Source organism: Microbacterium sp. MMO-35 (assembly GCF_037147555.1).
GTDB lineage: Bacteria > Actinomycetota > Actinomycetes > Actinomycetales > Microbacteriaceae > Microbacterium.
The window spans coordinates 505,041-529,172 of record NZ_JBBCVH010000002.1; the positions used below are offsets into that span (position 1 = coordinate 505,041).

The 24,132-nt window shown below is 71.5% G+C and carries 19 protein-coding genes and 1 tRNA gene; 9 read left to right on the forward strand and 11 right to left on the reverse strand.

What is annotated here, in order from left to right; genetic code table 11:
- Positions 1-18 precede the first annotated feature (18 nt).
- From WFJ01_RS05870 to WFJ01_RS05880, 3 genes are read left to right on the forward strand one after another with little or no spacing between them, the layout of a single operon-like run.
- Positions 19-1,833: a TIGR03767 family metallophosphoesterase gene (locus tag WFJ01_RS05870; protein ID WP_336628506.1), complete on the forward strand. Its 1,815-nt coding sequence runs from the start codon at positions 19-21 to the stop codon at positions 1,831-1,833.
- Entirely contained in the window at positions 1,830-2,198 is a 369-nt protein-coding gene (locus WFJ01_RS05875) for a hypothetical protein (RefSeq protein WP_336628507.1), read from the forward strand. The genes WFJ01_RS05870 and WFJ01_RS05875 overlap by 4 nt, the downstream gene beginning before the upstream one ends.
- Positions 2,195-2,773: a hypothetical protein gene (locus tag WFJ01_RS05880; protein ID WP_336628508.1), complete on the forward strand. Its 579-nt coding sequence runs from the start codon at positions 2,195-2,197 to the stop codon at positions 2,771-2,773. Before WFJ01_RS05875 ends, WFJ01_RS05880 begins: the two co-directional genes overlap by 4 nt.
- Positions 2,774-2,795: 22 nt before the next feature.
- Here the strand turns inward: WFJ01_RS05880 and WFJ01_RS05885 are convergent, their stop codons facing one another.
- The gene (locus WFJ01_RS05885; protein ID WP_295033721.1) at positions 2,796-3,869 is read right to left on the reverse strand and encodes a flavin-containing monooxygenase; all 1,074 of its coding nucleotides are present in this window, start codon (positions 3,867-3,869) and stop codon (positions 2,796-2,798) included.
- Between the two features lie 70 nt (positions 3,870-3,939).
- Entirely contained in the window at positions 3,940-4,959 is a 1,020-nt protein-coding gene (locus WFJ01_RS05890; protein WP_336628509.1) for a helix-turn-helix domain-containing protein, read from the reverse strand.
- An 85-nt stretch (positions 4,960-5,044) separates the two neighbouring features.
- Between WFJ01_RS05890 and WFJ01_RS05895 the strand changes: the two genes are divergently transcribed.
- Positions 5,045-5,263, forward strand: a complete 219-nt coding sequence (locus WFJ01_RS05895) for a hypothetical protein (RefSeq protein WP_336628510.1) — start codon at positions 5,045-5,047, stop codon at positions 5,261-5,263.
- Positions 5,264-5,292: 29 nt separating this feature from the next.
- Here the strand turns inward: WFJ01_RS05895 and WFJ01_RS05900 are convergent, their stop codons facing one another.
- The 4 genes from WFJ01_RS05900 to WFJ01_RS05915 all read right to left on the reverse strand — a co-directional run bounded on the left by WFJ01_RS05900 (position 5,293) and on the right by WFJ01_RS05915 (position 12,804).
- Positions 5,293-5,703, reverse strand: a complete 411-nt coding sequence (locus tag WFJ01_RS05900; RefSeq protein ID WP_251441655.1) for a pyridoxamine 5'-phosphate oxidase family protein — start codon at positions 5,701-5,703, stop codon at positions 5,293-5,295.
- An 87-nt stretch (positions 5,704-5,790) separates the two neighbouring features.
- On the reverse strand, positions 5,791-8,463 hold the full coding sequence (gene mgtA, locus WFJ01_RS05905; RefSeq protein ID WP_336628511.1) for a magnesium-translocating P-type ATPase: 2,673 nt from the start codon (positions 8,461-8,463) through the stop codon (positions 5,791-5,793).
- Positions 8,453-10,882, reverse strand: a complete 2,430-nt coding sequence (locus WFJ01_RS05910; RefSeq protein WP_442928021.1) for a phosphoketolase family protein — start codon at positions 10,880-10,882, stop codon at positions 8,453-8,455. Before WFJ01_RS05910 ends, mgtA begins: the two co-directional genes overlap by 11 nt.
- A 2-nt stretch (positions 10,883-10,884) precedes the next feature.
- The gene (locus tag WFJ01_RS05915; protein WP_336628512.1) at positions 10,885-12,804 is read right to left on the reverse strand and encodes a heavy metal translocating P-type ATPase; all 1,920 of its coding nucleotides are present in this window, start codon (positions 12,802-12,804) and stop codon (positions 10,885-10,887) included.
- Positions 12,805-12,930: 126 nt separating this feature from the next.
- On the opposite strand from WFJ01_RS05915, the gene WFJ01_RS05920 reads away from it, so the two are divergent.
- Positions 12,931-13,392, forward strand: a complete 462-nt coding sequence (locus WFJ01_RS05920; RefSeq protein ID WP_336628513.1) for a universal stress protein — start codon at positions 12,931-12,933, stop codon at positions 13,390-13,392.
- A gap of 109 nt (positions 13,393-13,501) precedes the next feature.
- On the opposite strand, the gene WFJ01_RS05925 is transcribed toward WFJ01_RS05920, so the two are convergent.
- A tRNA-Ala gene (locus WFJ01_RS05925) sits at positions 13,502-13,577 on the reverse strand.
- A 121-nt stretch (positions 13,578-13,698) separates the two neighbouring features.
- Positions 13,699-14,625: a LysR family transcriptional regulator gene (locus WFJ01_RS05930; RefSeq protein WP_336628514.1), complete on the reverse strand. Its 927-nt coding sequence runs from the start codon at positions 14,623-14,625 to the stop codon at positions 13,699-13,701.
- Positions 14,626-14,744: 119 nt separating this feature from the next.
- On the opposite strand from WFJ01_RS05930, the gene WFJ01_RS05935 reads away from it, so the two are divergent.
- Genes WFJ01_RS05935 through lysA form a run of 4 tightly spaced genes read left to right on the forward strand, consistent with a single transcriptional unit; the run spans position 14,745 to position 20,064 of the window.
- On the forward strand, positions 14,745-16,301 hold the full coding sequence (locus WFJ01_RS05935; protein ID WP_336628515.1) for an aminotransferase class I/II-fold pyridoxal phosphate-dependent enzyme: 1,557 nt from the start codon (positions 14,745-14,747) through the stop codon (positions 16,299-16,301).
- A gap of 60 nt (positions 16,302-16,361) precedes the next feature.
- Positions 16,362-17,864 (forward strand): amino acid permease, encoded by a 1,503-nt coding sequence (locus WFJ01_RS05940; protein ID WP_336628516.1) that lies wholly within the window; start codon positions 16,362-16,364, stop codon positions 17,862-17,864.
- Complete coding sequence (locus tag WFJ01_RS05945) at positions 17,861-18,754, forward strand: universal stress protein (protein ID WP_292885910.1); 894 nt, start codon at positions 17,861-17,863, stop codon at positions 18,752-18,754. The genes WFJ01_RS05940 and WFJ01_RS05945 overlap by 4 nt, the downstream gene beginning before the upstream one ends.
- Before the next feature lie 50 nt (positions 18,755-18,804).
- Positions 18,805-20,064 (forward strand): diaminopimelate decarboxylase, encoded by a 1,260-nt coding sequence (lysA, locus tag WFJ01_RS05950; protein WP_336628517.1) that lies wholly within the window; start codon positions 18,805-18,807, stop codon positions 20,062-20,064.
- A 151-nt stretch (positions 20,065-20,215) separates the two neighbouring features.
- On the opposite strand, the gene WFJ01_RS05955 is transcribed toward lysA, so the two are convergent.
- The 3 genes from WFJ01_RS05955 to WFJ01_RS05965 all read right to left on the reverse strand — a co-directional run bounded on the left by WFJ01_RS05955 (position 20,216) and on the right by WFJ01_RS05965 (position 24,111).
- Complete coding sequence (locus WFJ01_RS05955) at positions 20,216-22,561, reverse strand: FdhF/YdeP family oxidoreductase (protein ID WP_336628518.1); 2,346 nt, start codon at positions 22,559-22,561, stop codon at positions 20,216-20,218.
- Complete coding sequence (gene fdhD / locus WFJ01_RS05960) at positions 22,558-23,442, reverse strand: formate dehydrogenase accessory sulfurtransferase FdhD (RefSeq protein WP_336628519.1); 885 nt, start codon at positions 23,440-23,442, stop codon at positions 22,558-22,560. Before fdhD ends, WFJ01_RS05955 begins: the two co-directional genes overlap by 4 nt.
- A gap of 102 nt (positions 23,443-23,544) precedes the next feature.
- Positions 23,545-24,111, reverse strand: a complete 567-nt coding sequence (locus tag WFJ01_RS05965; protein ID WP_251441697.1) for a TetR/AcrR family transcriptional regulator — start codon at positions 24,109-24,111, stop codon at positions 23,545-23,547.
- Positions 24,112-24,132: the final 21 nt, after the last annotated feature.

The window sequence follows — 24,132 nt, forward strand, 5'->3', positions numbered from 1 at the left end:
CCCCCGAAGGGCGCCCGTATGCCCGGTCTCAGCCGACGGCACTTCCTCGCGCATGCGACGATGCTGGCCGCCGCCTCCCGACTGCCCCTGGACGCGCTCGGGCCGCGGCTCGCGACGGCGGATCCGTCTGCCGTCCGCTCTGCCCCGGGACTGTCCGGTCCGCCTCAGGAGGCACCCAGCACGCTGCTGCAGACCATCCTGCGCGGCCCCGTCGTGCAGGGCAGCTACCGCCGGCTCTCGACGGGGCCCGGCGAACCGCACCTCCCCCGCTTCGACGTGCTGCGCCGGGTCGCGGACGACGCGCGGAAGACCTCCCGGCGCTCGCTGCTCTATCTCGGGCACCTCTCCGACCTGCACGTGATCGACGCGCAGTCCCCCGGCCGCATCGAGCCCATGATCACGCAGGACCACTCGGCCTGGGGATCCGCGTTCCACCCGCAGGATCCGCTCAGCCCGCACACCGTGGCCGCCATGGTGCGCGCGTTCTCCGATGCGCGCTACAGCGCCGTGACCGGGGCCCCGATGGGCGCCGCCGTGGTCACGGGCGACAGCGCCGACATGCACTCCCACCTCGAGCTGCGCTGGTACATCGATCTCATGGACGGGCTCGCCGTCGATCCCGCGACGGCGGGTGCGACCTACCGCGGCGTGCAGGCGTGGTCGGAGGCGACCTGGGCGTACCGGCCCGGCGACCCCCGCGGAGGCGCGTTCGGCGACTACGGGTTCCCTCGCCTCCCGACGCTCCTCGCCGATGCGATCGCCTCGAAGGTGCCGTCTCCCGGGCTCCCCGCGCCCTGGTACGCGGTGTACGGCAACCATGACACCCTGCTCCTGGGCACCTTCGGGCTGACGCCCCAGTTGCGGGCGCTCGCCACCGGAGGGCAGAAGGCGTACACGCTCGAGGCGACGGCGGGCACCGCGCTCGGCGGATACGCCTCGTCGACCGGACTGCTGCAGCAGATGATCGACGGCCTCGGCCTCGCGCTCGGCAGGCCGGGGTTCCGCACGGTGCCGCCGAATCCGGAGCGCTTCCTGTTCGAGCAGCGCGAGTTCATGGCCGAGCACTTCCGTACGGAGAAGAACCCGGGGCCGGTCGGCCATGGGTTCACCCAGCACAACCTCGACACCGGGGAGACCTGGTGGAAGGCCGATCTCAGCCCGCGCGTGCGCGCCCTGGGCCTCGACACCTGCAACGCGGTCGCCGGACCCGACGGCGCCGTGCCCGACGTGCAGTTGCGCTGGCTGGAGCAGGAGCTCGCACGCGCCGAGCGCGAGAACGTCCTGGTCCTGGTGATGAGCCACCACAACAGCCTGACCCTGGAGAACCGCGCCCAGCGCCCCGGCGACACGAGCGTGCTGCACGGCGCGGATGCGCTCATCGACGTGATGCTGCGCCATCCGGTCGCGGTCGGCTGGCTCAACGGGCACACCCATCTCAATCAGGTCCTCGCGCACACCTCGGCCACGGGCGGGTTCTGGGAGATCACCACCGCCTCCTGCATCGACTTCCCGCAGCAGCAGCAGGTGATCGAGATCGTCGACAACCGCGACGGCACGCTCTCCCTGTTCGCGACGGTGCTCGACCACGCGTCGGACGCGAGGCCCGGATCCGGCGGCTCCTCCGCCGACCTGGCCTCCCGCGCACGAGAGTTCTCGTTCAACGACTGGGCCGAGTCGCCGACGATGCGCCGCGGCTCCCCGCTGGACCGCAACGTCGAGCTGCTGCTCCCCGCCCCCTTCGATCTGTCCACGATCTCGGACGCGGCGCTCGAGGCGCAGCGCATGACGGAGCAGACCCGCATGCTCGCCTACGAGCAGAGGCTCCGCGCATGAGGCGCCGGTCGCCGCGCCCGTTCCGCGCCCGCGCCGCCGTGGTGCTGGTGCTGGCGGGCCTGTGCCTGACCGGCTGCTCGCAGGCGCAGGCGCTCGCGCCGGTCGGCGGCGACCGACTCGCGGCGGTGCGCTTCGGCACGCTCGACGCACTCGTGGAGGCGGAGGTGGAGGTCCGCTCGGCGCCGACCTGCGAGCAGAAGCCGGACGACACCGTCTCCTGCACGGGCACCGCGAGCGACGGGCGCGAGATCAGCGCGATCTCGCGCGGTACCTCGCCCGACATCGAGGTCGTCGTCGGCGGGGAGACGGTGTACTCCGGATCCCTGACCGACCTCCTCGATCGCGCGGCGGGAGAAGCCGGATGACCGCGCCCCGCTCCCGGGGCCGCCTGCTGCGGACGGCCCTCGCCGTGGTCGGCGTCGCGGCGATCCAGGCGGCCCTGGTCGCCCTGATCCCCTCTCCGGCCGCTCCGGCGCCCCTGATCGCAGGAGCCGTCGCGTCCTTCGCGGCCTGCGTGCTGGGCCTGGCCGTCGCCGTGCGCGAGGCGGGACCCGGCGCTGCCGTACCGGCGGTCGGTTTCGGACGCGCCGTGCTGTTCTCGCTGCTCGCGACGGCCGCCGTCAGCGCGGCCGCGATCGTCTCGGTCTTCGCCGGCGCGGCGGTCATCGTCCTCGCCCTCGGCCTCGTCCCGCTGCTGACCTCGGGAGCCCGCGCCACGGCGCTGGCCTGGCGACGACGACCGGTCCGCGGAGCGCTGCGCGTGCTGACCACCCTCCTCGCGATCGGGCTCGCCGCCACGGCGTCCCTGCTCCTCGGGCTCTTCGTCACCGGCTGGCCGGCGAGCGCACTGTCGTGGCTGTGGTTCGGGACCACGGCGGCCGCCCTCGTGCTGTGGTGGGCGGCATCGGCGCATCCGCGCTCCGTGCGGACCGCGGTCTGAACCGCCGCTCCCTCGCCCCGCCCTAGGCCGTCGCGTCGAGCGCTGGGGCCGGCGTCCTCAGGTACCGCTGCACGCCGCGCGCGGCCGTGCGCCCGGCCCGGTTGGCGCCGATCGTGCTGGCGGACGGACCGTAGCCCACGAGCTGGATCCGCGGATCCTTCACCGCGGTCGTGCCGCGTCCGTCGTGATCGAGCTGGATCCCGCCCAGCGCGCTGCGCAGGTGCAGCGGCGCGAGGTGGCCGATCGCCGGCCGGAAGCCGGTCGCCCACAGGATCGCGTCGACCCGCTCGAACGAGCCGTCGGCCCAGCGCACGCCGTCGGGCTCGATGCGCTGGAACATCGGTCGCCGCGCGTCGTACACGCCCAGCCGGGCCGCCTCCTGCTCCTGCGGACGCAGCATGAGCCCGGTGACGCTCACCACGCTCTGCGGTGCGAGCCCGCGCGCCACGCGCTGCTCGACCAGGGCGACCGCGGCCGCGCCCGCCTCCGGGGTGAAGTCGTCGGTGCGCCAGACCGGTGGCCGGCGGGTCGCCCACAGCACGTCGGCGATCGGGGCGAGTGCTCCGAGGAACTGCACGGCCGAGGCTCCACCCCCGACGACCAGTACGCGCTTGCCGCGGAAGTGCTCGGGCCCGGGGTAGTCGACGGTGTGGAACTGCTCGCCGAGGAAGGTCTCCATGCCCGGGTAGTGCGGGAGGAACGGCTGCGTCCAGGTGCCGGTCGCGTTCACCAGCGTGCGCGCCCGCCACGTGCCCTCGGCCGCGTGCACGACGAGGATCCCGTCCTCGTCCGTCACGCGGTCCACGTGCACGGGACGCCGCACCGGAAGCTCGTGCTCGCGCTCGTAGGCGGCGAACGTGGCGGGCACCGCGGTGTTCGCCCGCGCGCTGGTGCGCGGGGGCGGCACGGATCCGGGCAGTTCGGCGACGCCGTGCACGTCCTGCATCGTCAACGCATCCCACCGGTGCTGCCAGGCTCCGCCCGGAGCGTCGTCGGCGTCGAGCACCAGGTGCGGGATGCCCAGGCGGCGCAGATGGTACGAGCTCGAGAGCCCGGCCTGGCCGGCGCCGATCACGATGCTGTCGAGGAGGTCCACGGCGGGTGCAACATCGGCGGCCCGGGCGCTGTTCCCCGGGACGGCCGCCGGCGACACGGCCCGAGCCCTGCTACGTCGTCAGCAGAGCGTGCCCGGACGAGGCGTCGACCGGGCGAACATCCGACTCCGCGACGTCACACGCGTACGACCGGCGATACGCGGTCGGGGCGATCCCGACTTCGCGGGTGAAGTGGTGGCGGAACAGCGTGGCGCTGCCGAAGCCACAGGACGCGGCGATCTCCTCGATCGAGGCGTCGGTCGTCTCCAGCGCCAGGCGCGCCTGCAGCACCCGCTGAGCGGCGAGCCACTGCATCGGCGTCACCCCCGTCTCCGCGACGAACCGGCGCGCGAAGGTGCGGCTGGACATGTGCGCGCGCTGCGCGAGCGAGGCGACGGAGTGGGCGTCGGCGAGGTTGTCGTCCATGTGCGCGAGCACGTCGCTCAGCGCGTCGCTGGACACCTTCGGCACCGGGCGCTCGATGTACTGACGCTGGCCCCCGTCGCGCTGCGGCGGCACCACCATGTTGCGCGCGATGACGTTCGCGATCGCACTGCCGAGCTCGCGGCGCACCAGGTGCAGGCTCGCGTCGATGCCGGCGGCGGTCCCGGCGCTGGTGATGAGGTCCCCGTCGTCGACGAAGAGCACGTCGGGGTCGATGCGCGCGCTCGGGTACCGGCGCTGCAGCTCTTCGGCGTAGCGCCAGTGCGTCGTGCAGGGCCGCCCGTCGAGCAGGCCCGCCGCGCCGAGGACGAATGCTCCCGAGCAGGCGCTGAGCAGGATCGCACCCCGATCGGCGGCGCGCCGGAGCGCGTCCAGCAGCTCCGCCGGGTACTCGTCGGCCGGCCGCACGCGAGCCGCCGGCACGGCGATCACATCGGCGTGCTCCATCGCCTCGAGGCCGTGCGCCGGGATCACCTGGGCCCCCACTTCGGTGCTCACGGGCCGGCCGGCCTCGATGCCGCAGACGCGGAAGTCGAACGCGGGCACATCGGAGTAGACGCTGCGATCCAGCCCGAACACCTCGCTGAGCAGGCCGAATTCGAAGACGGCGAGCCCGTCGATGACGGGAAGAGTGACGCTGCGGATCATGCCCTCATGGTACTGGCTGAATCTTTATGAGGAAAGGCTTTCCGCCATCTGGTGGCAGGAATCAACCGATCGTAGCTTTAGAGCCATGACCGAGACCGCAGCATCCCACCCCTCCCTTCCGCTCCTGCCCCGTGCCGGATCCGCGGCACGCCCCGTCCCGCCGCGGGAGGCGCCGCGTCGCGCACGGCTCCCCCTCCCCGCCTGGCTCCCCCGTCGGATCCTGCAGCGCGGCGGCATCGCCACCCGTGACGACGTACGCGCCCTGCGCGACCTGGAGGCCGCCCGCGATCGCAGCGAGTGGTGAGGCGGGCGCCCACTGCTGCCCAGGACCGGCTAGCCTCGCGCGAAGATCCGCCCCGTCACCGCCGTGGGCCGGATCCGCACCCAGCGGTCCTTGGGCTCCGGCGCCCACGGTGTCACCCCCGTGCGCTCCGCGGCCAGCGTGTCCGCATCACGGTCGAACTCCTCGGCGAGGCCCTTCACCACGACGCTGAAGGCCTCGGCGTCGTCGGCCCCGTCGATCTCGAACACGACCCGCTGCCGGATCGTCAGCTCGAGCAGCTTCGTGCCCGCCGCGGTGCGGAACACGATCGTCCCGTCGAGCACGGCGTGGTTGACCGGGAACACGTCGATCTCGTCCGCCGCGGCGACGGCGATCCGCCCGTAGGGCGCCCGGCGGATCCGCTCCCAGCATTCGCTCTCCTCGAGGGGCCGTGTCGGCTCCCTCTCCACTTCGGTGTCCATGTCCCGATCGTGCGCCCTGCCGCGACGACGGCCCGGGCCGAAAGTCCCGCCGGCATCCGCCGGACGGCCCGGACGGCGTCCCTCCGCTCAGCGTCCTGATCGCGCGGTGAACCGGGCGGCCCGGCGGAGCACGCGCCGCGCCGGACGCCGGGGCGCGCGAGCCCTGGGAGGGTGCGCGCCCACCCGCCGGAAGTACCCGCGCTTCGCGAGCTCGACGAGCACGAGATACAGGATCAGCATGCCGACGAGGGCGAGGAAGAAGGGCGCCGGAAGCGGCGTGAACCCGAGCAGCCCGTTCAGAGGCGAGTAGGGAAGCCACGCTCCGACCGCGATCGCCGCGAGCACGGTGACGACCAGCACCGGCGCCGGCCGACTGCGGAAGAACGGCACCCGATGGGTGCGGATCGCGAACACGATGAGCGTCTGCGTGGCGATCGACTCGATGAACCATCCGGAGCGGAACTCGGGCGGTGCGGCATGGAAGACGAACAGCATCAGGCCGAACGTGGCGAAGTCGAAGAGCGAGGAGATCGGGCCGAACAGGAGCATGAAACGGCGGACTGCCGCGATGTCCCAGTGCGAGGGTGCGCGCAGCTGCTCCGGATCCACCCGGTCGGCGGGGATCACGAGCTGGCTCGCGTCGTAGAGCAGGTTGTTGAGCAGGATCTGACCGGGCAGCATCGGCAGGAACGGCAGCACGATCGAGGCGGCCGAGGCGCTGAACATGTTGCCGAAGTTGCTGGACGTGCCCATCATCACGTACTTGATCGTGTTCGCGAAGATGCGCCGCCCCTCGGTCACGCCGTCGGCGAGCACGTCGAGGTCCTTGTCGAGCAGGAGGACGTCGGCCGCATCCTTCGCGACGTCGACCGCCGAGTCCACGGAGATGCCGACGTCGGCTCCGTGCAGCGCGAGGGCGTCGTTGACGCCGTCGCCGAGGAAGCCCACGGCCCGGCCCTGGTGACGCAGCGCCCGCACCACGCGCGCCTTCTGCTCGGGCGACACCCGGGCGAAGACGGTCGTGCGCTCGGCGAGCTCGATGAGCCGCCCGTCGTCGAGCTCGTCGATCTGATCCCCGGTGAGCGTGCCCTGGATGGTCATGCCGAGGTCGGCGCAGGTGCGGGTCGCGACCACCGCGCCGTCGCCGGTGCAGACCTTGACCGAGATGCCGAGGTCCGCGAGTCGCAGCAGGGATGCTCTCGCGCCGGGCTTGATCTCGTCCGTGAACACCAGGAACCCGTCGAGGGTCAGCCTCCCGTCGGCCCCCTCCGCTGCGACGGCGAGCGTCTCCGCACCGGGAGCCCGGCGCCCTGCCACCGCCACGACCCGGAATCCCTCCCGGTACAGGTCGTCCAGTCGAGCCGACGCAGCGTCCGGCACCCCCTCGCACCGCGGCAGGACCGACTCGGCCGCGCCCTTCACGATGATCATCGGATCCTCGCCGTCCCGCCGGGCGAGCACGGTCGTCGTGCGGCGCTCATGATCGAACGGGATCGCGTCCAGCCGGCGCCAGCCGACCAGCCCGCTGCGATCGGCGACCCCGGCGAGCAGTGCGGCATCGAGCGCGTTCAGGCCGATGCCGGAGGGAGCGGCGAGGTCCGCGTCCGAGGCCAGCAGGCCGCGCTCCGCGAGCGCCTGAGGCGTGCCGCCGGACACCGGGACGGCCTCGCGGAACGTGATCTCGCCGCTCGTGAGCGTGCCGGTCTTGTCGGTGACGAGCAGGTCGAGGTCGCCGAGGTCCTCGATGCACACCATGCGCTTGACGAGCACGCGTCGCCGGGCCATCGCGCGCGACCCTGCCGCGAGGCTCGTGCTCACGACGGCCGGCAGGAGCTGCGGCGTGATTCCGACCGCGATGGCCAGCGAGAACAGCAGCGATTCGATCAGGGGCCGCCCCAGCGCGACGGCCACCGCGAAGATGCTCGTGGTGAGCACCAGCGCGACGATCAGCAGGAAGGACGAGAACCTGCCCAGGCCGCGCTGGAACTCGGTCTGCGGCTCCTGCGCCGCGAGCCCCGCGGCGATCCGCCCGAACTCCGCGTCGCGCCCGGTCGCGACCACCACGCCCAGCGCGGTGCCGGCATGCACGACGGTGCCCATGAGCGCGCAGCAGGAGAGCTCGCCGACCCCGGTCCCCGCCGGCACCGGCGCCACGCCTTTGACCGCGGGGACGGACTCGCCGGTGAGGATGCTCTCGTCGCATTCGAGGCCTTCCGCGCGGACGAGGCGCAGATCGGCCGGCACCACGGATCCCACGGACAGGGCGACGAGATCCCCCACGACGAGTTCGGTCACATCCACCCGCAGGGTCGCCCCGGAGCGGTGCACGATCGCCACGTGCCGCATCCGATCGTGCATCGCATCGGCGGCGCGCTCGGCGCGGAACTCGTTGACGAAGCCGAGTCCGACGCTGAGCAGCAGGATCGCGCCGATCACCCCGGCGTCGGTCGCGTCCCCCACGAGACCCGCGACGAACGCCGTGCCGAACAGCATCAGCACGATCGGGCTGCGCAGCTGTCTTCCCAGCACCCGCCAGGGGCGGGCGCGGTGCATGCGGATCGCATTCGGCCCGTCCGCGGCGAGACGCGCCGCCGCTCCGGCGGGATCCAGGCCCGAGAGTCCGGATCCGAGCTCGTGCAGCACCTGGTCCGCCTCCTGTGCCGCGACTCGACGGACCGGGCTCGGCGCCTCGGCGCCGGAAACCCGCGCTCCGCGGTCGACCGGTACGGCTGAGCTGCTCGCCGGGTCCTCAGCGACCACGATCCCAGGCCCACTCGGCCACTTCGGGGATGTCCTCGCCGTGCGCGCGGGTGTAGGCGCGAGCGCGCAGCCGGGCGTCCTGCAGGTCCTGACGCAGTCCGGCGCAGCGCTGGGCGAGGCCGGGGACCCGGTCGATCGCGTCGATCGCGAGCTGATAGCGGTCGAGGTCGTTGAGCATGACCATGTCGAAGGGCGTCGTGGTGGTGCCGTTCTCCTTGTAGCCGCGCACGTGCAGGTTGTCGTGGCCGTGCCGCTTGTACGCGAGGCGGTGGATGAGCCAGGGATAGCCGTGGTACGCGAACACGACGGGGCGGTCGACGGTGAAGATCGCGTCGTACTCGCGGTCGGAGAGCCCGTGCGGATGCTCGCTCTCCGACTGCAGCCGCATCAGATCGACCACATTGACCACCCGGACCCGCAGGTCGGGAAGGGCCGAGCGCAGGATCTGCGCGGCGGCGAGCACTTCGAGCGTCGGGATGTCGCCCGCCGCGGCCAGGACCACGTCCGGGTCCTCCCCCGTCACCTCGGTGCCCGCCCATTCCAGGATCCCGAGCCCGCGCGTGCAGTGCTGCACGGCCTCGTCCATGGTGAGCCAGTTCGCGGCCGGCTGCTTCCCGGCGACGACGACGTTGACGTAGTCCACGGAGCGCAGGCAGTGATCGTAGGTCGACAGCAGCGTGTTCGCGTCGAACGGGAGGTAGACCCGCACCACCTCGGCGCTCTTGTTGACGACATGGTCGATGAATCCCGGATCCTGGTGGCTGAACCCGTTGTGGTCCTGCCTCCAGACATGGCTGGTGAGGAGGTAGTTCAGGCTCGAGATCGGACGCCGCCACGGGATCTCCCTGGTGACCTTGAGCCACTTCGCGTGCTGGTTGAACATCGAGTCGACGATGTGGATGAAGGCCTCGTAACAGGTGAACAGACCGTGCCGGCCGGTGAGCAGATACCCTTCCAGCCACCCCTGGCACTGGTGCTCGCTGAGCATCTCCATGACCCGGCCGACGCGGGCGAGGTGGTCGTCCGTGGGCAGGATCTGGGCGGTCCACTGCTTGTCCGTGGCTTCGTAGACCGCGGGCGCGAGGCGATTCGACGCCGTCTCGTCCGGCCCGAAGATCCGGAAGTCCTCGGGATTGCGCCGGATCACCTCCGCCAGCCAGGTGCCCAGGACCCGGGTCGCCTCGGCCGTGGTGGCACCGGGCGCCGGCACGTCCACGGCGAAGTCGCGGAAGTCGGGCAGCGACAGCGGCGTGCGCAGCAGCCCGCCGTTCGCGACGGGGTTCGCGCTCATCCGGTGCTCTCCGCGAGGGGCGAGCCGCTCGATGAGGGCGACGGGTGCGCCCGCATCGTCGAAGAGCTCCTCCGGGCGATACCGGCGCATCCAGTCCTCGAGGATGCGCAGGTGCTCGGGGGTGTCCCGCGCGCTGGCGAGCGGGACCTGGTGGGCGCGATAGGTGCCCTCCACGAGCACGCCGTCGACCTCGTGCGGCCCGGTCCATCCCTTCGGCGAGCGCAGGATGATCATCGGCCACTCCGGGGTCGCCATCACGGGATCGTCGGAGTGGTAACGGCCGGCGCGCGCCTCCGTGCGGATCCGCGCGATCTCGTCGAACACCTCCTCGAGCAGCTCGGCGAAGCGGCGGTGGATGCTGAGCGGATCCTCGCCGTCGAACCCCGCCGTGAACACGTAGGGCGCGTAGCCGAAGCCGCGGAAGAGCTCGACGAGGCGACGCTCCGGGATCCGGGCGAGCACGGTGGGGTTGGCGATCTTGTAGCCGTTCAGGTGCAGGATCGGCAGCACCGTGCCGTCCTGCACGGGATCCAGGAACTTGTTCGAGTGCCACCCGGTCGCGGCGGGCCCGGTCTCGGCCTCGCCGTCGCCGACGACGCAGGTCACCACGAGGTCGGGGTTGTCGAACGCGGCGCCGAAGGCATGGCTGAGCGAGTACCCGAGTTCGCCGCCCTCGTGGATGGATCCCGGCGTCTCCGGGGCGACGTGGCTCGGGATCCCGCCCGGGAACGAGAACTGCCGGAACAGCCGGCGCACGCCGTCCTCGTCCCGGGCGATGTCCGGATACATCTCGGAGTAGGTGCCGTCCAGGTAGGCGTTGGCGACCATGCCGGGGCCGCCGTGCCCCGGTCCGGTGACGAAGATCGAGCTGAGCGCACGATCCCGGATGACGCGGTTGAGGTGCGCGTAGAGGAAGTTCAGCCCGGGGGTGGTCCCCCAGTGCCCGAGCAGTCGGGGCTTGACGTCCTCCGGCACGAGCGGCCGGCGCAGCAGCGGGTCGTTCAGGAGGTAGATCTGCCCGACGCTGAGGTAATTCGCCGCACGCCACCAGGCGTCGATGCTCGCGAGGTCCGCGTCGCCGACGCTCCCCGGGGTCGTGGCGGGTGTCATCGGGGGCGTCTCGCTCATGCTCACAGCCTGGTCCTCTCCTCGTGATCACGACGGGCCTTTGGTCCCGCCTCGGGATGCTCTGCCGCGATGTCGCTCTCCGAGGTCAGCGGGCCCCGCAGCGCCCGGAGCGCGTAGAGGATCGTCGCGAGATCCACGAGCTCCTGGATCAGCGCGCCCGCGACCGCGGGGATGACGCCGGTCATGGCGACGATCATGAGCGCGATGCTCAGTGCGATCCCGATCCAGATCGCCGTCAGCGCGACCCGGACGGTGTGCCGGCCGATCTCGACCGCGTGCACGACCTTGGCCAGGGAGTCGACGAGGATCACCGCGTCCGCCGCCTCACCCGCCGCCGTCGCCCCCTTCGCCCCCATCGCGATCCCCACGTCGGAGGCGGCGAGGACGGGGGCGTCGTTGACCCCGTCGCCGACCATCATCAGGGGGCGCGGCCGCAGATCACGGGCGAGGCGGACCTTGTCGTCCGGCAGGAGCTCGGCATGCACACCGGTGATCCCGACCGTCTGCGCGATCGACATCGCTGTGGCCTCGGCATCGCCGGTCAGCATGACCACGCGCTCGACCCCGTGGGCGCTCAGCCACGCGACGACGCCAGGGGATTCGGCGCGGGGCGCGTCGGCGAGCACCAGCGCTCCGGCGTGCCGGCCGTCGATGGCGACGTAGGCCGCGGCCTCGCCCGGCGCGAGGTCGGTGCGCGCGAACTCCGGCACGAGCGAGGCGACGTACGCGGGTTTGCCCACGACCACGGTCCGCCCGCCGATGCGCGCCATGACGCCGTTCGTGGCGACCTCGCCCGCGTCCTCCGCCGCGGCGAGCGCGAGACCGCGCTGCCGCGCTGCGGCACGGATGCCTTCCGCGAGCGCGTGCGAGGAGTACTGCTCCGCGGACGCGGCCAGGTGCAGCACCTCGTCCGCGGAGAATCCTCCTGCGGGCCGCACGGCCACCAGCGCGGGGCGACCGCGGGTGAGCGTGCCGGTCTTGTCGAACGCGGCCGAGCGCACCCGGGAGAGCGTCTCGATCACCGCGCCGCCCTTGAGCACGATGCCCGCCCGCGCCGAGCGCGACAGGCCGCCGAGGAAGGCGACGGGGGCCGCGATCAGCAGGGGGCACGGCGTCGCGAGCACGAGCACCTCGGCGAACCGCACGGCTTCGCCGGAGAGCGCCCAGGCCAGGCCCGCGAGCACCAACGACACCGCGGTGAACGGGATCGCGAACCGGTCGGCGAGCCTCACCACGGGCGCACGCGACTCCTGCGCCTGACGCACCAGCAGCAGGATCTGCTGGTACTGGCTGTCGGCACTGCGGCGCAGAGCCTGCATCCGCACGACACGGCTGCCGTTGACGGCGCCGGAGAGCACGGTGTCGCCGGCGCTGCGTCCCACGGGCAGGCTCTCACCGGTGAGCGACGACTCGTCGAAGGAGGCCTCGTCGGTGAGGAGTGCGCCGTCGACCGGCACGATCTCCGAGGGACGCACGAGCAGGAGATCGCCCACGGCGACGTCGTCGACGGGCACGTCGCGCACCCGCTCCCCTTCGACGTCATCGGCCTCGACGATGTGAGCGGTCTGCGGCGAGCGCTCCAGCAGCGCGGTGAGCTCGCGCTTGGCGCGTCGCGCGGCGAAGTCCTCCAGCGCCTCTCCGCCGGACAGCATCAGCACGATGATGAGCGCCGCGACGTACTCCCCCACGACGAGGGTCGCCACCATGGCCACGATCGCGAGGACATCGAGCCCGAACCGGCCGTGCAGCATCTCGCGGATCATCTGCACGAGCGTCCAGACCACGAAAGCCCCGACGACGACCGTGGCGAGCCAGCGCGCCGCGAGATGCTGGCCGGTCGTGTCGAGCACGAGGACCACGACGAGGGTGAGGAGGGCGAGGGGGATCGTCGGCTGGCGTCTCATCGCCTTCAGCACTGCCATGTCCTCGGGGATCTCCTCTCCGGTGGCGCGCGGATCCGCTCCTGCTCTCACCCTTCCGCGCGCTCCCGCCGTGCGCAAGTGACTTTCGTCCCGGTCGTGGCCGCGCTGCCGGAGGAGGCTGAGCGCATGAACACCTCTGCGAACGCCCCCATCCTCGTCGGCGTCGACGGCTCCGACCCGTCGCTCGACGCCCTCCGCTATGCGGCGAAGCTCTCCGCCGCCCTCGGCGTCCCGCTGCGTGCGGTGACGACGTGGGACTACCCGGCCCTCATCGACCTGTATCCGAGCGCGGGCTGGACGCCGGACAAGGACGCGGCGGTCGTCCTCGACGCCGCGATCAAGGACGTGTTCGCCGGGGACCCGCCGGCGGATCTCTCGGCGTCGGTGCTGGCCGGCCCCGCCGCGCCCGTGCTCATCGAGCAGACCCGTGGCGCGGAGATGCTGGTGATGGGCAGCCGGGGCCGCGGAGGATTCACCGGACTGCTGCTCGGATCCGTGAGTGCGACCTGCGCGACGCACGCGCACTGCCCCGTCCTCATCGTGCGGCACGAGAGGCACGAGGAGAAGCACGACAAGCAGGAGGACTGAGCGCCGGGGTGGTGCCGTCGAACCGGCGGCACACACAGGCCGGCGGACCAGGACATCCGCGCGACGGGAACGACGAAGCCCCCGATCTCTCGGGGGCTTCGTCGTGTTTTGGTGGACCTGAGGGGACTCGAACCCCTGACCCCCTGCATGCCATGCAGGTGCGCTACCAGCTGCGCCACAGGCCCAGACGCTGTTCGCGGCTTCCCGCGACAACTCACTCAGCTTACAACACCGTTTCGATCGGATGCGAATCGGTGCGGCGAATCCCGGACGCCGGGCGTGTCCCTCGACGAACCGCAGAAGCCCTCAGTCGAAGGACAGCGCGGCGAAGCCGTCGCGGATCGCCAGGACCAGCTGCCGCACCGCGGTCGACGGGCCGCGCGGCGAGCCCTCGGCCGAGGTCGCCACGAGCACCGAGCGCGCGAACGCCGGATCCTCGATCGGGCGCAGGACGATGCCCGGATGCGCATTGCCGACCGCGAGCCGTGGGAGCAGTCCGACGGCCAGGCGCGCCGCGATCATCCCGAGCATGACCTGGAAGTCGTCCGTCCTGATCGCGACCTCGAGCGCGTGCCCCTCGGCGGCGAACGCGTCGACCACGATCGTGTCCATCGGATCGTCCCCCGCCGCGGCGAAGAGCCAGCGCTCCTGCCACAGCGTGAGCATCGTCGGCAGGTCGATCGGGCCGGGCGTGGCGAGCGGATGGCCGGACGGCAGCGCCAGCAGGAGCGGATCCCGATGGACCTCGACCGCGGCGACGTGCGGCCGGAACGGCAGCTCGTACCCGGGCACGGTGTAGACGAGGGCGGCATCCAGCCCACCGCGGTTGATCCGTTCGACGAGCGTGGGCACCTCTTCGAGCACGGCGTCGATCTCGATCCCGAAGTCGTTCACGCGGGAGACGACCGCCGGCAGGATCTTCGCCGCGGCCGTCGGGAACGTCCCGAACCGCAGCCTCACCCGGCCCATCTGGGTGAGCTCCCTCGCGTCGCGGATAGCGCGTTCGCTCAGGGTCAGGATCTCCTGGGCCCTGTCGAGCAGGAGCATTCCGACGGGCGTGAGCCGGCTGCCCCGCGGCGAGCGCAGCAGCACCGGGGATCCGACCAGGCGCTCGAGGTTCTTCAGATGGTAGTCGACGGTCGGCTGCCCCCAGCCGAGACGGCGCGCGGCCGCGGTCACGGAACCCTCGGCATGCACCGCTCGGAGCGCCTCGAGCTGCCGCAGATCGACCATGACACCAACCTCCTATGTGGGATCAGGCCGTTTCGGACCGTCCAGTCACATACAGGATATGTGAGGCGGATGAAGTTCGAGGGATTCCTTCCCGCCGGCTCCGCCCTCACCATGGGGGAATGCCTTTCACCGAGTCCCTCGTCGCGGCCGCACCCGTCGCGTCCAGCGGGTCCTCGATCACCCGAGATCTCCGCCACGCAGCGACCCCCTACGCCGACGCGCTCGAGCGCCACGCGAGCCGATCGCCGATCCAGCTCATGGTGCCCGGCCACAGCGGAAACGGCCGCGGCATCAGCGCCCGCCTGGCGGAGTACTTCGGCGAGCGCGTGCTGCAGCTCGACGTGCCGATGCTCCTCGACGACATCGACCTGGGCGAGGCCTCCCCCCTCTCCCAGGCGCTCGAGCTCGCCGCTGACGCCTGGGGCGCGCGGCGCACCTGGTTCCTCGCCGGCGGCGCCTCTCAGGCGAACCGGATCGCCGCGCTCGCCGTGCGCGGCCTCGGCGCGAACATCCTGTCGCAGCGCAGCGCGCACTCGAGCTTCAGCGACGGCGTGCTCACGGCCGGTCTCACGCCGTCGTTCGTGCTGCCCTCGGTCGACCGCCGTCACGGCGTCGCACACGGCGTCTCCCCCGCAGCTCTCGACGACGCGCTGACCGCGGCGGCCGCACGGGGCCAGGCGGCGAGCGCCGTCTACATCGTCTCGCCGAGCTACTTCGGATCCGTGGCCGATGTCGCCGGACTCGCCGAGGTCGCGCATGTGCACGGCGCCCCGCTGATCGTGGACGGGGCCTGGGGGCCGCACTTCGGCTTCCACCCCGACCTCCCGGAGTCGCCCGCCCGCCTCGGCGCGGACCTCGTGGTCTCGAGCACGCACAAGCTTGCCGGGTCCCTCACCCAGTCCGCGATGCTGCACCTCGGCGACGGCCCATTCGCCGACCGCCTGGAGCCCCTGATCGAGCGCGCCGTGTCCACGACGTCATCGACGTCCTCCTCGGCTCTGCTCACCGCCTCGCTCGACATCGCGCGGCACTCGCTCATGACGGGCGCCGAGGAGATCGGCCGCTCGATCGTCGCCGCGAACGCGTTCCGCGCCGCACTGCGCGAGGATCCCCGCTTCACCGTCCTCGACGACGGCTTCGGCGCCTTCGACGACATCGTCGCGACCGACCCGCTCCGCGTGCCGATCGACGTCTCGGCCACCGGGGTGAGCGGCCATTGGCTGCGCCAGCACCTGCTCGAGGTCGAGGGCATCTACTTCGAGATCTCGACGGCGACCGCACTCGTCGCGCTCATCGGCGCCGGCAAGACGCCGGACCTCGAGCACGTGCACCGCGTGCTGTCCGCGGCGGTCGACTCCGATGAGGCGCACGCTGAGCGCGCGCAGGCCGACACCGCCGACTTCCCCGCGCTGCCACCCTCCGGCGCGCTGCGCATGCTCCCCCGCGACGCCTACTTCGCGGGCACAGAGCTCGTCCCCGCCGCGCAGGCGGTCGGCCGCGTCTCGGCCGACACCCTCGCCGCGTACCCTCCGGGGATCCCGAACGTCATCCCGGGCGAGGAGATCACGGCGCAGACCGTGGCGTTCCTCCAGGCCGTGGCCGCGTCACCGAGCGGATACGTCCGCGGTGCGGTCGATCCCGACGTAGCGCGATTCCGGGTGACGAGAGAAGACTGACACCTGATCCTGCCGGACCCGGACCGCGCAGGATCACACATCCAATCGAAGGAGACTGGAATGACCACCATCGCCCAGCAGCTGCTGCGCCGGAAGCCGACCACACCGGTCGGCGCCGGCGAGGTGCACCTGAAACGCAGCATCGGACTGTTCTCGCTGACCATGATCGGCGTGGGCGGCACGCTCGGCACGGGAATCTTCTTCATCCTCTCGCAGGCCGTACCCATCGCCGGCCCGGCCGTGATCTGGTCGTTCGTGATCGGAGGCGTCGTGGCCGGGCTGACCGCCCTCTGCTACGCCGAGATGGCGGGCGCCGTGCCGGTGTCCGGATCCACCTACTCCTACGCCTACGCCACACTCGGCGAAGGGACCGCGATGGCGGTCGGCGCGTGTCTGCTCCTCGAGTACGGCGTCTCCACGGCAGCGGTCGCGGTCGGCTGGTCGCAGTACGTCAACCAGCTGCTGCAGAACCTGTTCGGCTGGCAGATCCCGGTGCAGTTGTCGCAGGCTCCGGAGCAGGGCGGCATCATCAACGTCCCCGCCGTCATCGTGATCGTGCTCTGCGGGCTGCTCCTGATGCGGGGCGCCCGCGAGTCGACCCTCGTCAACAGCATCATGGTCGTGATCAAGATCTCGGTCGTGCTGTTCTTCTGCGCGGTCGCCTTCACCGGCTGGAACGCCGACCACTTCCAGAACTTCGCCCCCGCGGGCTTCGCCGGCATCGTCGGCGGCGCGGGGATCATCTTCTTCTCGTTCGTCGGTCTGGACGCCGTCTCGACCGCCGGCGACGAGGCGAAGAACCCGAAGCGCAACCTGCCGCTCGCGATCATCTTCGCCCTCGGCATCATCATCACCCTCTACGTGCTCACCTGCCTCGCCGCGCTCGGCGCGCAGGCCCCGGAGAAGTTCGAGAACCAGGATGCGGGCCTGTCCGCGATCCTGCAGAACATCATCGGATCCACCTGGCCGGGCACGGTCGTGGCGATCGGCGCGATCATCTCGATCTTCTCGGTGACCCTGGTCTGCCTCTACGGCCAGACCCGGATCCTCTTCGCGATGTCGCGCGACGGCATGATCCCGCCGGTGTTCGCGAAGGTCGACCCGCGCACCCTCTCCCCCGTGAACAACACGATCATCGTGGTCATCGCGACGAGCGTCCTCGCCGCCGTCGTGCCGATCAACTTCCTCGCCGAGATGACCAGCATCGGCACCCTCGTCGCCTTCCTCGTGGTGTCGATCGGCGTGATCATCCTGCGCGTGCGCGAACCCGAGCTGGAGCGCGGCTTCCGTCTGCCGCTCGGCTGGACGATCCCGCTCCTCTCGATCATCGGCTGCATCGCGATCATCACCCAGCTGCGTCCGATCACGATCTTCGTGTTCGTCGCCTGGGCGGCCGTGTTCCTCGTCTTCTACTGGTTCTACGGGCGCAAGCACTCGGCGCTGGGGGCCGGCCACCCGGTCGTCGCCGCCCCGGACGTCCCGTACACCACCGCCGTCGCCCAGCCGAGCACCGGCGAGGTGCGCCGGGCCGCGGCCGAACGCCGGACGGACGGCGAGCGATGAGCCTGCTCGTCGGCCTGAACCCCGCCAGCCGCTCGGCGTCGGTGCTGCACCTCGCGGCGATGCTGGCGCGCTCCGCGGACACCGATCTGATCGTCACGACGGTGATCCCGGAGACCTGGCCGCGCGCGGCCGCCGCCCGAGACGACGCCGAGTGGCAGGCCTACACCCACGAGACCGCGAACGCCGTGCTCGACCACGCCGCCGCGGTGCTGGGCGGGTCCGTGCGGGCGGAGTTCGTGCTGCACGAGGCGGCCTCCGCCCGGCGCGGGCTGCTCGAGCTCGCAGAGCTGCGCGATGTCGGCATGATCGTGATCGGATCCTCCTCCGCCGCCCCGCTCGGGCGGATCGCCCTGGGATCCGAGAGCGACGCACTGCTGCACGCCTCCCCCGTCCCTGTGGCGATCGCGCCCCGCGGCTTCCGCACGAAGGGCGACGCCAGGGTCGGCCGGGTCACCGCCGCGTACCGGGGCACGGACTCGTCCTCGACCCTCGTGCTCGATGCGGCCACGGTCGCGGCCGCGGTGGGCGCGTCCTTGCGGATCGCGTCCTTCGCCGTGGTCCCGCGCACCTCCGGCACGGCGGGCGCCGGGCTCGACGCGGAGCGGGGCATCGCCGAGAAGTGGGCAGAGGACATCCAGGCGGACGTGGCGCGACTCCTCTCCGAGGTGTCCACCCTGCCCGACCCGCCCGAGCTCGCGGGCACGGTGATCGGCCTGGCCGACACCTGGGAGGCCGCGGTCGACGACGTGGAATGGGACCCGGACGAGGTCCTGGTCGTAGGATCGAGCAGTCTCGGGCCCCTCGCCCGGGTCTTCCTGGGCTCGAACGCGACCAAGGTCGTCCGGCACTCCCCCGTGCCCGTCGTGGTCGTCCCGCGCCGCGCCCTGTGAGACGCTGACCGCACCCCCGAAGTGACCGCACCGACCCGAAGGATGTGACCATGCCGCACCCGATCCTCGACCTGTTCCCCGCCGGGACCACCGTCGACCCCGACGGCACGCTGCGGTTCGGCGGCTGCCGCGTCGACGACCTGGCGCGGGAGTTCGGCACTCCGGCGATCGTCGTCGACGAGCCCGCTCTGCGGGCGCGGGCCAGGGAGTACCGCACCGAGCTGACCTCGCGGTGGCCGAACGCGCGCGTCGTGTTCGCGTCCAAGTCGTTCCCGGCGACCGCGGTGCAGCGCGTGATGGTCGAGGAGGGCCTGGGGCTCGACGTCGCGGGCGGCGGCGAGATCCTCAGCGCCCTCCGCGCGGGGGTGGATCCGGCTCTGCTCGTGCTGCACGGCAACGCCAAGTCGACCGAGGAGCTGCAGATCGCGGTGGACGCCGGCCTCGGCCTGGTCGTGGTCGACAACGCGGACGACGTGGACCGCCTCGAGCAGCTCGTGCCGGAGGGGCGCACGCAGGACGTGCTCGTGCGGATCATTCCCGAGGTCGAGTCGTCGACCCACCCGCACGTGCAGACCGGGCAGGTCGGATCCAAGTTCGGCCTCACCATCCCGGTCGCGAAGGAGCTCATCGCGCGGATCGAGGCGAGCCCGAAGCTCTCGATGCGCGGCGTGCACGCTCACGTCGGATCGCAGATCATGGATCCGTCCGAGCTGGCGGCCGCCGTCGCCCCGCTCGCCGAGCTCGGCACCTTCCCGGTGTACGACCTCGGCGGCGGGCTCGGCGCGCGCTACACCTACGACGAGCACCCGGCGAGCGTCGCCGAGTACGTCGAGGCGCTGCTCGCCGCCGCGCGGGAGCACCTCCCCGCGGGGGCGGAGCTCATCATCGAGCCCGGCCGCAGCATGGTGAACGGCTCGGCGATGACGCTCTACACCGTGACGACCGTCAAGCGCGATGCGCGGACCTTCGTCGCGGTGGACGGCGGGATGGGCGACAACCTCGAGGTGGCGCTGTTCGCGCAGCGCTACGAGGCGGCTCTCGCGGCCCGCATGAACGAGGAGCCCGAGGAGGACGTGCTCGTCGTCGGGCGGCACTGCGAGTCCGGCGATGTGCTGATCGACCCGCTGCGGGTTCCCGCGCCGCGGGTCGGCGACCTCCTCGCCGTCCCCGCGACGGGCGCGTACACGCACACCATGGCGAACAACTACAACGGCTACCGGCGCCCGCCCGTGGTCTTCGTGCGCGACGGCGAGGCCCGCGCCGTCATCCGCCGCGAGACCTGGGACGACCTCTTCGACCGCGATCTCTGAGACCGCCGCAGTGCGGTCGCTCGGTTCACCGTGCGCCTCGCTCGGAGATGTGCGCTTGCTTCGGACGCGATGAGCGAAGACGTCCGATCGAAGAGCACATCTCCGAGCGAGATGCACAGCATCACGCCAGGCAGCCCGCGCCGTGGGGGCCTCAGGCCGCGGAGCGGCTCACCGTCACCTGGATGCTCTTCATGAGCGGCTGATCGCTCTGCACACTGAAGTCGGCGTGCCCGATGAGCACGTTGAGCTCGGGCATGTACCCCGCGGCGTTGCCTCGGGGCAGGTCGTACGGCACCGCGCGGAAGGCGCGCGCGATCCGCGTCGAGCCGTCCTTCGACGTCGAGCGGATGTCGACCAGGTCGCCCTCGACGATCCCTCTGGCACGCATGTCGTCGGTGTGCAGGAAGATCAGCTCGCGCAGGTTCTTGACGCCCCGATAGCGATCGTTGTTGGAGTAGATCGTGGTGTTCCACTGGTCGTGGGAGCGCATCGTCTGCAGCACCAGGGTCTCGTCCGACGCCGGGATGACGTCGGGCATCGGCGCCAGCGAGAACTCCGCGAGACCCGACTCGGTCTCGAACACGCGCTCGCGCGCGGGCTGCGGGATGCGGAAGCCGTGCCGGCTCTGGATCCGCTGGTTGAAGCCCTCGAACCCGGGCAGCACCTGGGCCATCACGTCGCGGATGCGGTCGTAGTCGGCGATGTAGTCGTCCCACGGCGTCTGCGTCTGCGGGAGCGTCGCCTTCGCGATGCCGGCGATGATCGCGGGCTCCGAGCGCAGGTAGGCCGATGCCGGCCGCTTGCGGCCGATCGAGAGATGCACCATGCTCATCGCGTCCTCGACGGTGACGCCCTGCGGCCCGGCCTCCTGCTGATCCCGCTCGGTGCGCCCGAGGCACGGCAGGATCACCGCCTTCTCGCCGTGCACGAGGTGGCTGCGGTTGAGCTTGGTGCTCACCTGCACCGTGAGGCGGCAGCGACTGAGCCCTTCGGCGGTGTACGGGGTGTCCGGTGCGGCGAGCACGAAGTTGCCGCCCATGCCGACGAACACCTTCACGGTGCCGTCGTGCATGCCGCGGATCGTCTTCACCGTGTCCAGGCCCTCCCGGCGGGGCGGGTCGATGCGGCAGACCTCGGCCAGCCGGTCGGTCCACGCCGGCGGCCGGTGATCGATGCCGCAGGTGCGGTTGCCCTGCACGTTGCTGTGCCCGCGCACGGGTGACGGTCCGGTGCCCGGCCGCCCGATGTTGCCCCGCAGCAGCAGCAGGTTCACGATCTCGCGCACCGTGTCGACGCCGTGCTCATGCTGGCTGACGCCGAGGCACCAGCTGATGATGGTGCGCTCCGAGCCGAGGTAGATCGCCGCAGCCCTGCGGATCTGCTCCTCGGTGAGGCCGGACTGCCGCACCAGCTCGGCCCAGGGCGTCGCCTCGACGAGCGTCCGGTACTCCTCGACCCCGTTCGTGTATTCGCGGAGGAAGGCGGTGTCCAGCACCGTCGGATCCGTCCGCGCCTCCTCGAACACGACCTTGGCCATACCGCGGATCAGCGCGAGGTCGCCGCCGATGCGCACCTGCAGGTTCATGGTGCTCGTGTCGGTGCTCTTGAACAGCGCCATGTCCACGAACTCGTGCGGCACGATCGTGCGAGTCGCTCCGGCCTCGACCAGCGGGTTCACATGCACGACCTGGGCTCCGCGGCGGACCGCGTCCGACAGCGCCGTCAGCATCCGGGGTGCGTTCGAGGCCGCGTTCACACCGAGGATGAACAGCGCGTCGCACTCCTCCCAGTCGCGCAGGTCGGCTGTGCCCTTGCCCGTGGCCAGGGACGCCTTCAGGGCTCGCCCGGAGGCCTCGTGGCACATGTTGGAGCAGTCCGGGAGGTTGTTCGTCCCGTACTCGCGCACCATCAGCTGGTACAGGAAGGTGGCCTCGTTGCTCAATCGTCCCGAGGTGTAGAAGCTCGCCTCGTCGGGGCTGTCCAGCGCCTGCAGCTCCGCGCCGATGAGGGCGAACGCGTCATCCCACGAGATGGGCACATAGCGGTCGGTGACGGGGTCGTAGCTCATCGGCTCGGTGAGCCGGCCCTGGTCCTCGAGGTCGAAGTCGGTCCACTGCGCGAGCTCGGCGACGGTGTGCTGGGCGAAGAACTGGCGGTCGACGCGCTTGTGCGTCATCTCCCAGGTGACGTGCTTGATGCCGTTCTCGCAGATGTCGAGCCGCAGATTGCCGAGGTCGTCCGGCCACGCGCAGCCGGGGCAGTCGAAACCCGAACGCCCGTGGTTCATGATGAGCATCGCCTCGGATCCGGCGATCGGCTCGCGCTCGCGCAGCAGCACTTTCCCCACCGACATCGCCGCTCCCCAGCCGGCTGCCGGGTGATGGTAGGGCTTGCGCGACCAGGCCGCCGTCGTGCGCGGCCCGTAGCCGCCCTGGCGGGGCTCCTCGGGCATCAGGCCGAAGGCCGTGCCTCCGCGTGCGTCCACGTCGTCGCTCATCGTCGTGCTCGTCCTTCCTGCACGGGCGCATCGCCCCGCGTCACCGCATCGATCAGCACACGATGCTCGTGCGCGTACACGTTCATGGTTCGGCCCCGGACGAAGCCGAGCAGGGTCAGCCCGGACTCCTCGGCGAGCTCCGCCGCCAGCGACGACGGCGCCGACACCGCGGAGAGGATCGGGATCCCCGCCATCACGGCCTTCTGCACGAGCTCGAAACTGGCGCGTCCGGAGACCTGCAGCACGGTCCCGCGCAGCGGCAGCCGTCCCTCCTGCAGCGCCCAGCCGACCACCTTGTCGACGGCGTTGTGCCGGCCGACGTCCTCTCGGATCACCAGCTGCTCGCCGGTCGCGACGTCGAAGAGGCCGGCCGCATGCAGTCCCCCGGTCTTGGCGAATGCCGCCTGCCCGGCGCGGAGACGATCCGGCAGCTCGGAGATCCACTCCGCGTCGACGGTGACGTCGTCATGCGTCACGTCATGATGCGAGGTCGTCCGCACCGCGTCGATGCTGGCCTTGCCGCAGACCCCGCACGAGCTCGTCGTGTAGAAGCGCCGCGTCTCATCGGCACCGGGGATCCGGACCCCTGGTGCGAGCGTGGCGTCGAGCACGTTGTACGTGTTCTCCGCGCCGCCGGTGCCGGGCCCGCCGCAGTGGATGGCGGACCGGAAGTCGGAGCTGTCTGTGATCACGCCTTCGGAGACGAGGAATCCGATCGCCAGCTCGACGTCGTGCCCCGGCGTGCGCATCGTGACGGCCAGCGGGGTTCCGCCGATGCGGATCTCCAGCGGCTCCTCGACCGAGAGGGTGTCGGCGCGGCGACGAACGCCCTCGCCCAGGGCGATCCGAGTGACCGGCCGCAGAGTCGTGATCCGTCCCACGGCTCGACCCTACCCGTCGATCACCCGCGGACAGGTCGACCCGACCGTCTTTGTCAGCGAGGACAAAGAACGCGTTCGCGCGGCACCGCCGCGAGCCGGATGTCAGCTGCGTCGATCGAACAGCGCGACGATCGCCGCAGTCCGGTCGTCCTCGAGCGCCGCATCCAGACGAGCATGCGCGTCCAGCTGGCTCAGGCCGTGCAACGTGCTCCAGAGGAGCTCCGCGCGCACCGCGCGGTCCCGGGCGTCCGTCCCGCCGACGGCGAGCTCCAGCATCCGGAATCCGCGACGGAGCTCCTCGGGTGTCTCCTCGGCGGCGAAGACGACGCTGCTGCGCGCCGACGCCATGGCCTCGTACACGGCCGGATGTTCACGTGCGAAGTCGAGATAGGCCGAGACCAGGGCCGGAAGGGTGCTCCCCCGGTCGTCCGGGACATCCATCGCCGCCGCCAGCTCGGCGTATCCCTCGACGACGACCCGGCCGACGATGTCCTCGCGTCCACCCGGGAAATGCCGGTACAGGATCGGCTGGCTGACGCCGACCGCGGCGGCGAGGCGGCGCACCGTGACCGCCGGCCATCCCTCGCTCTCGGCGATCTCCCGGGCGCTGCGGATGATCCGCGACTCGCGTTCGCGGACTCTTTCGGCATCTTGCGCTGATCGGGCCATGGGATTACCTTAGCAGTGCTA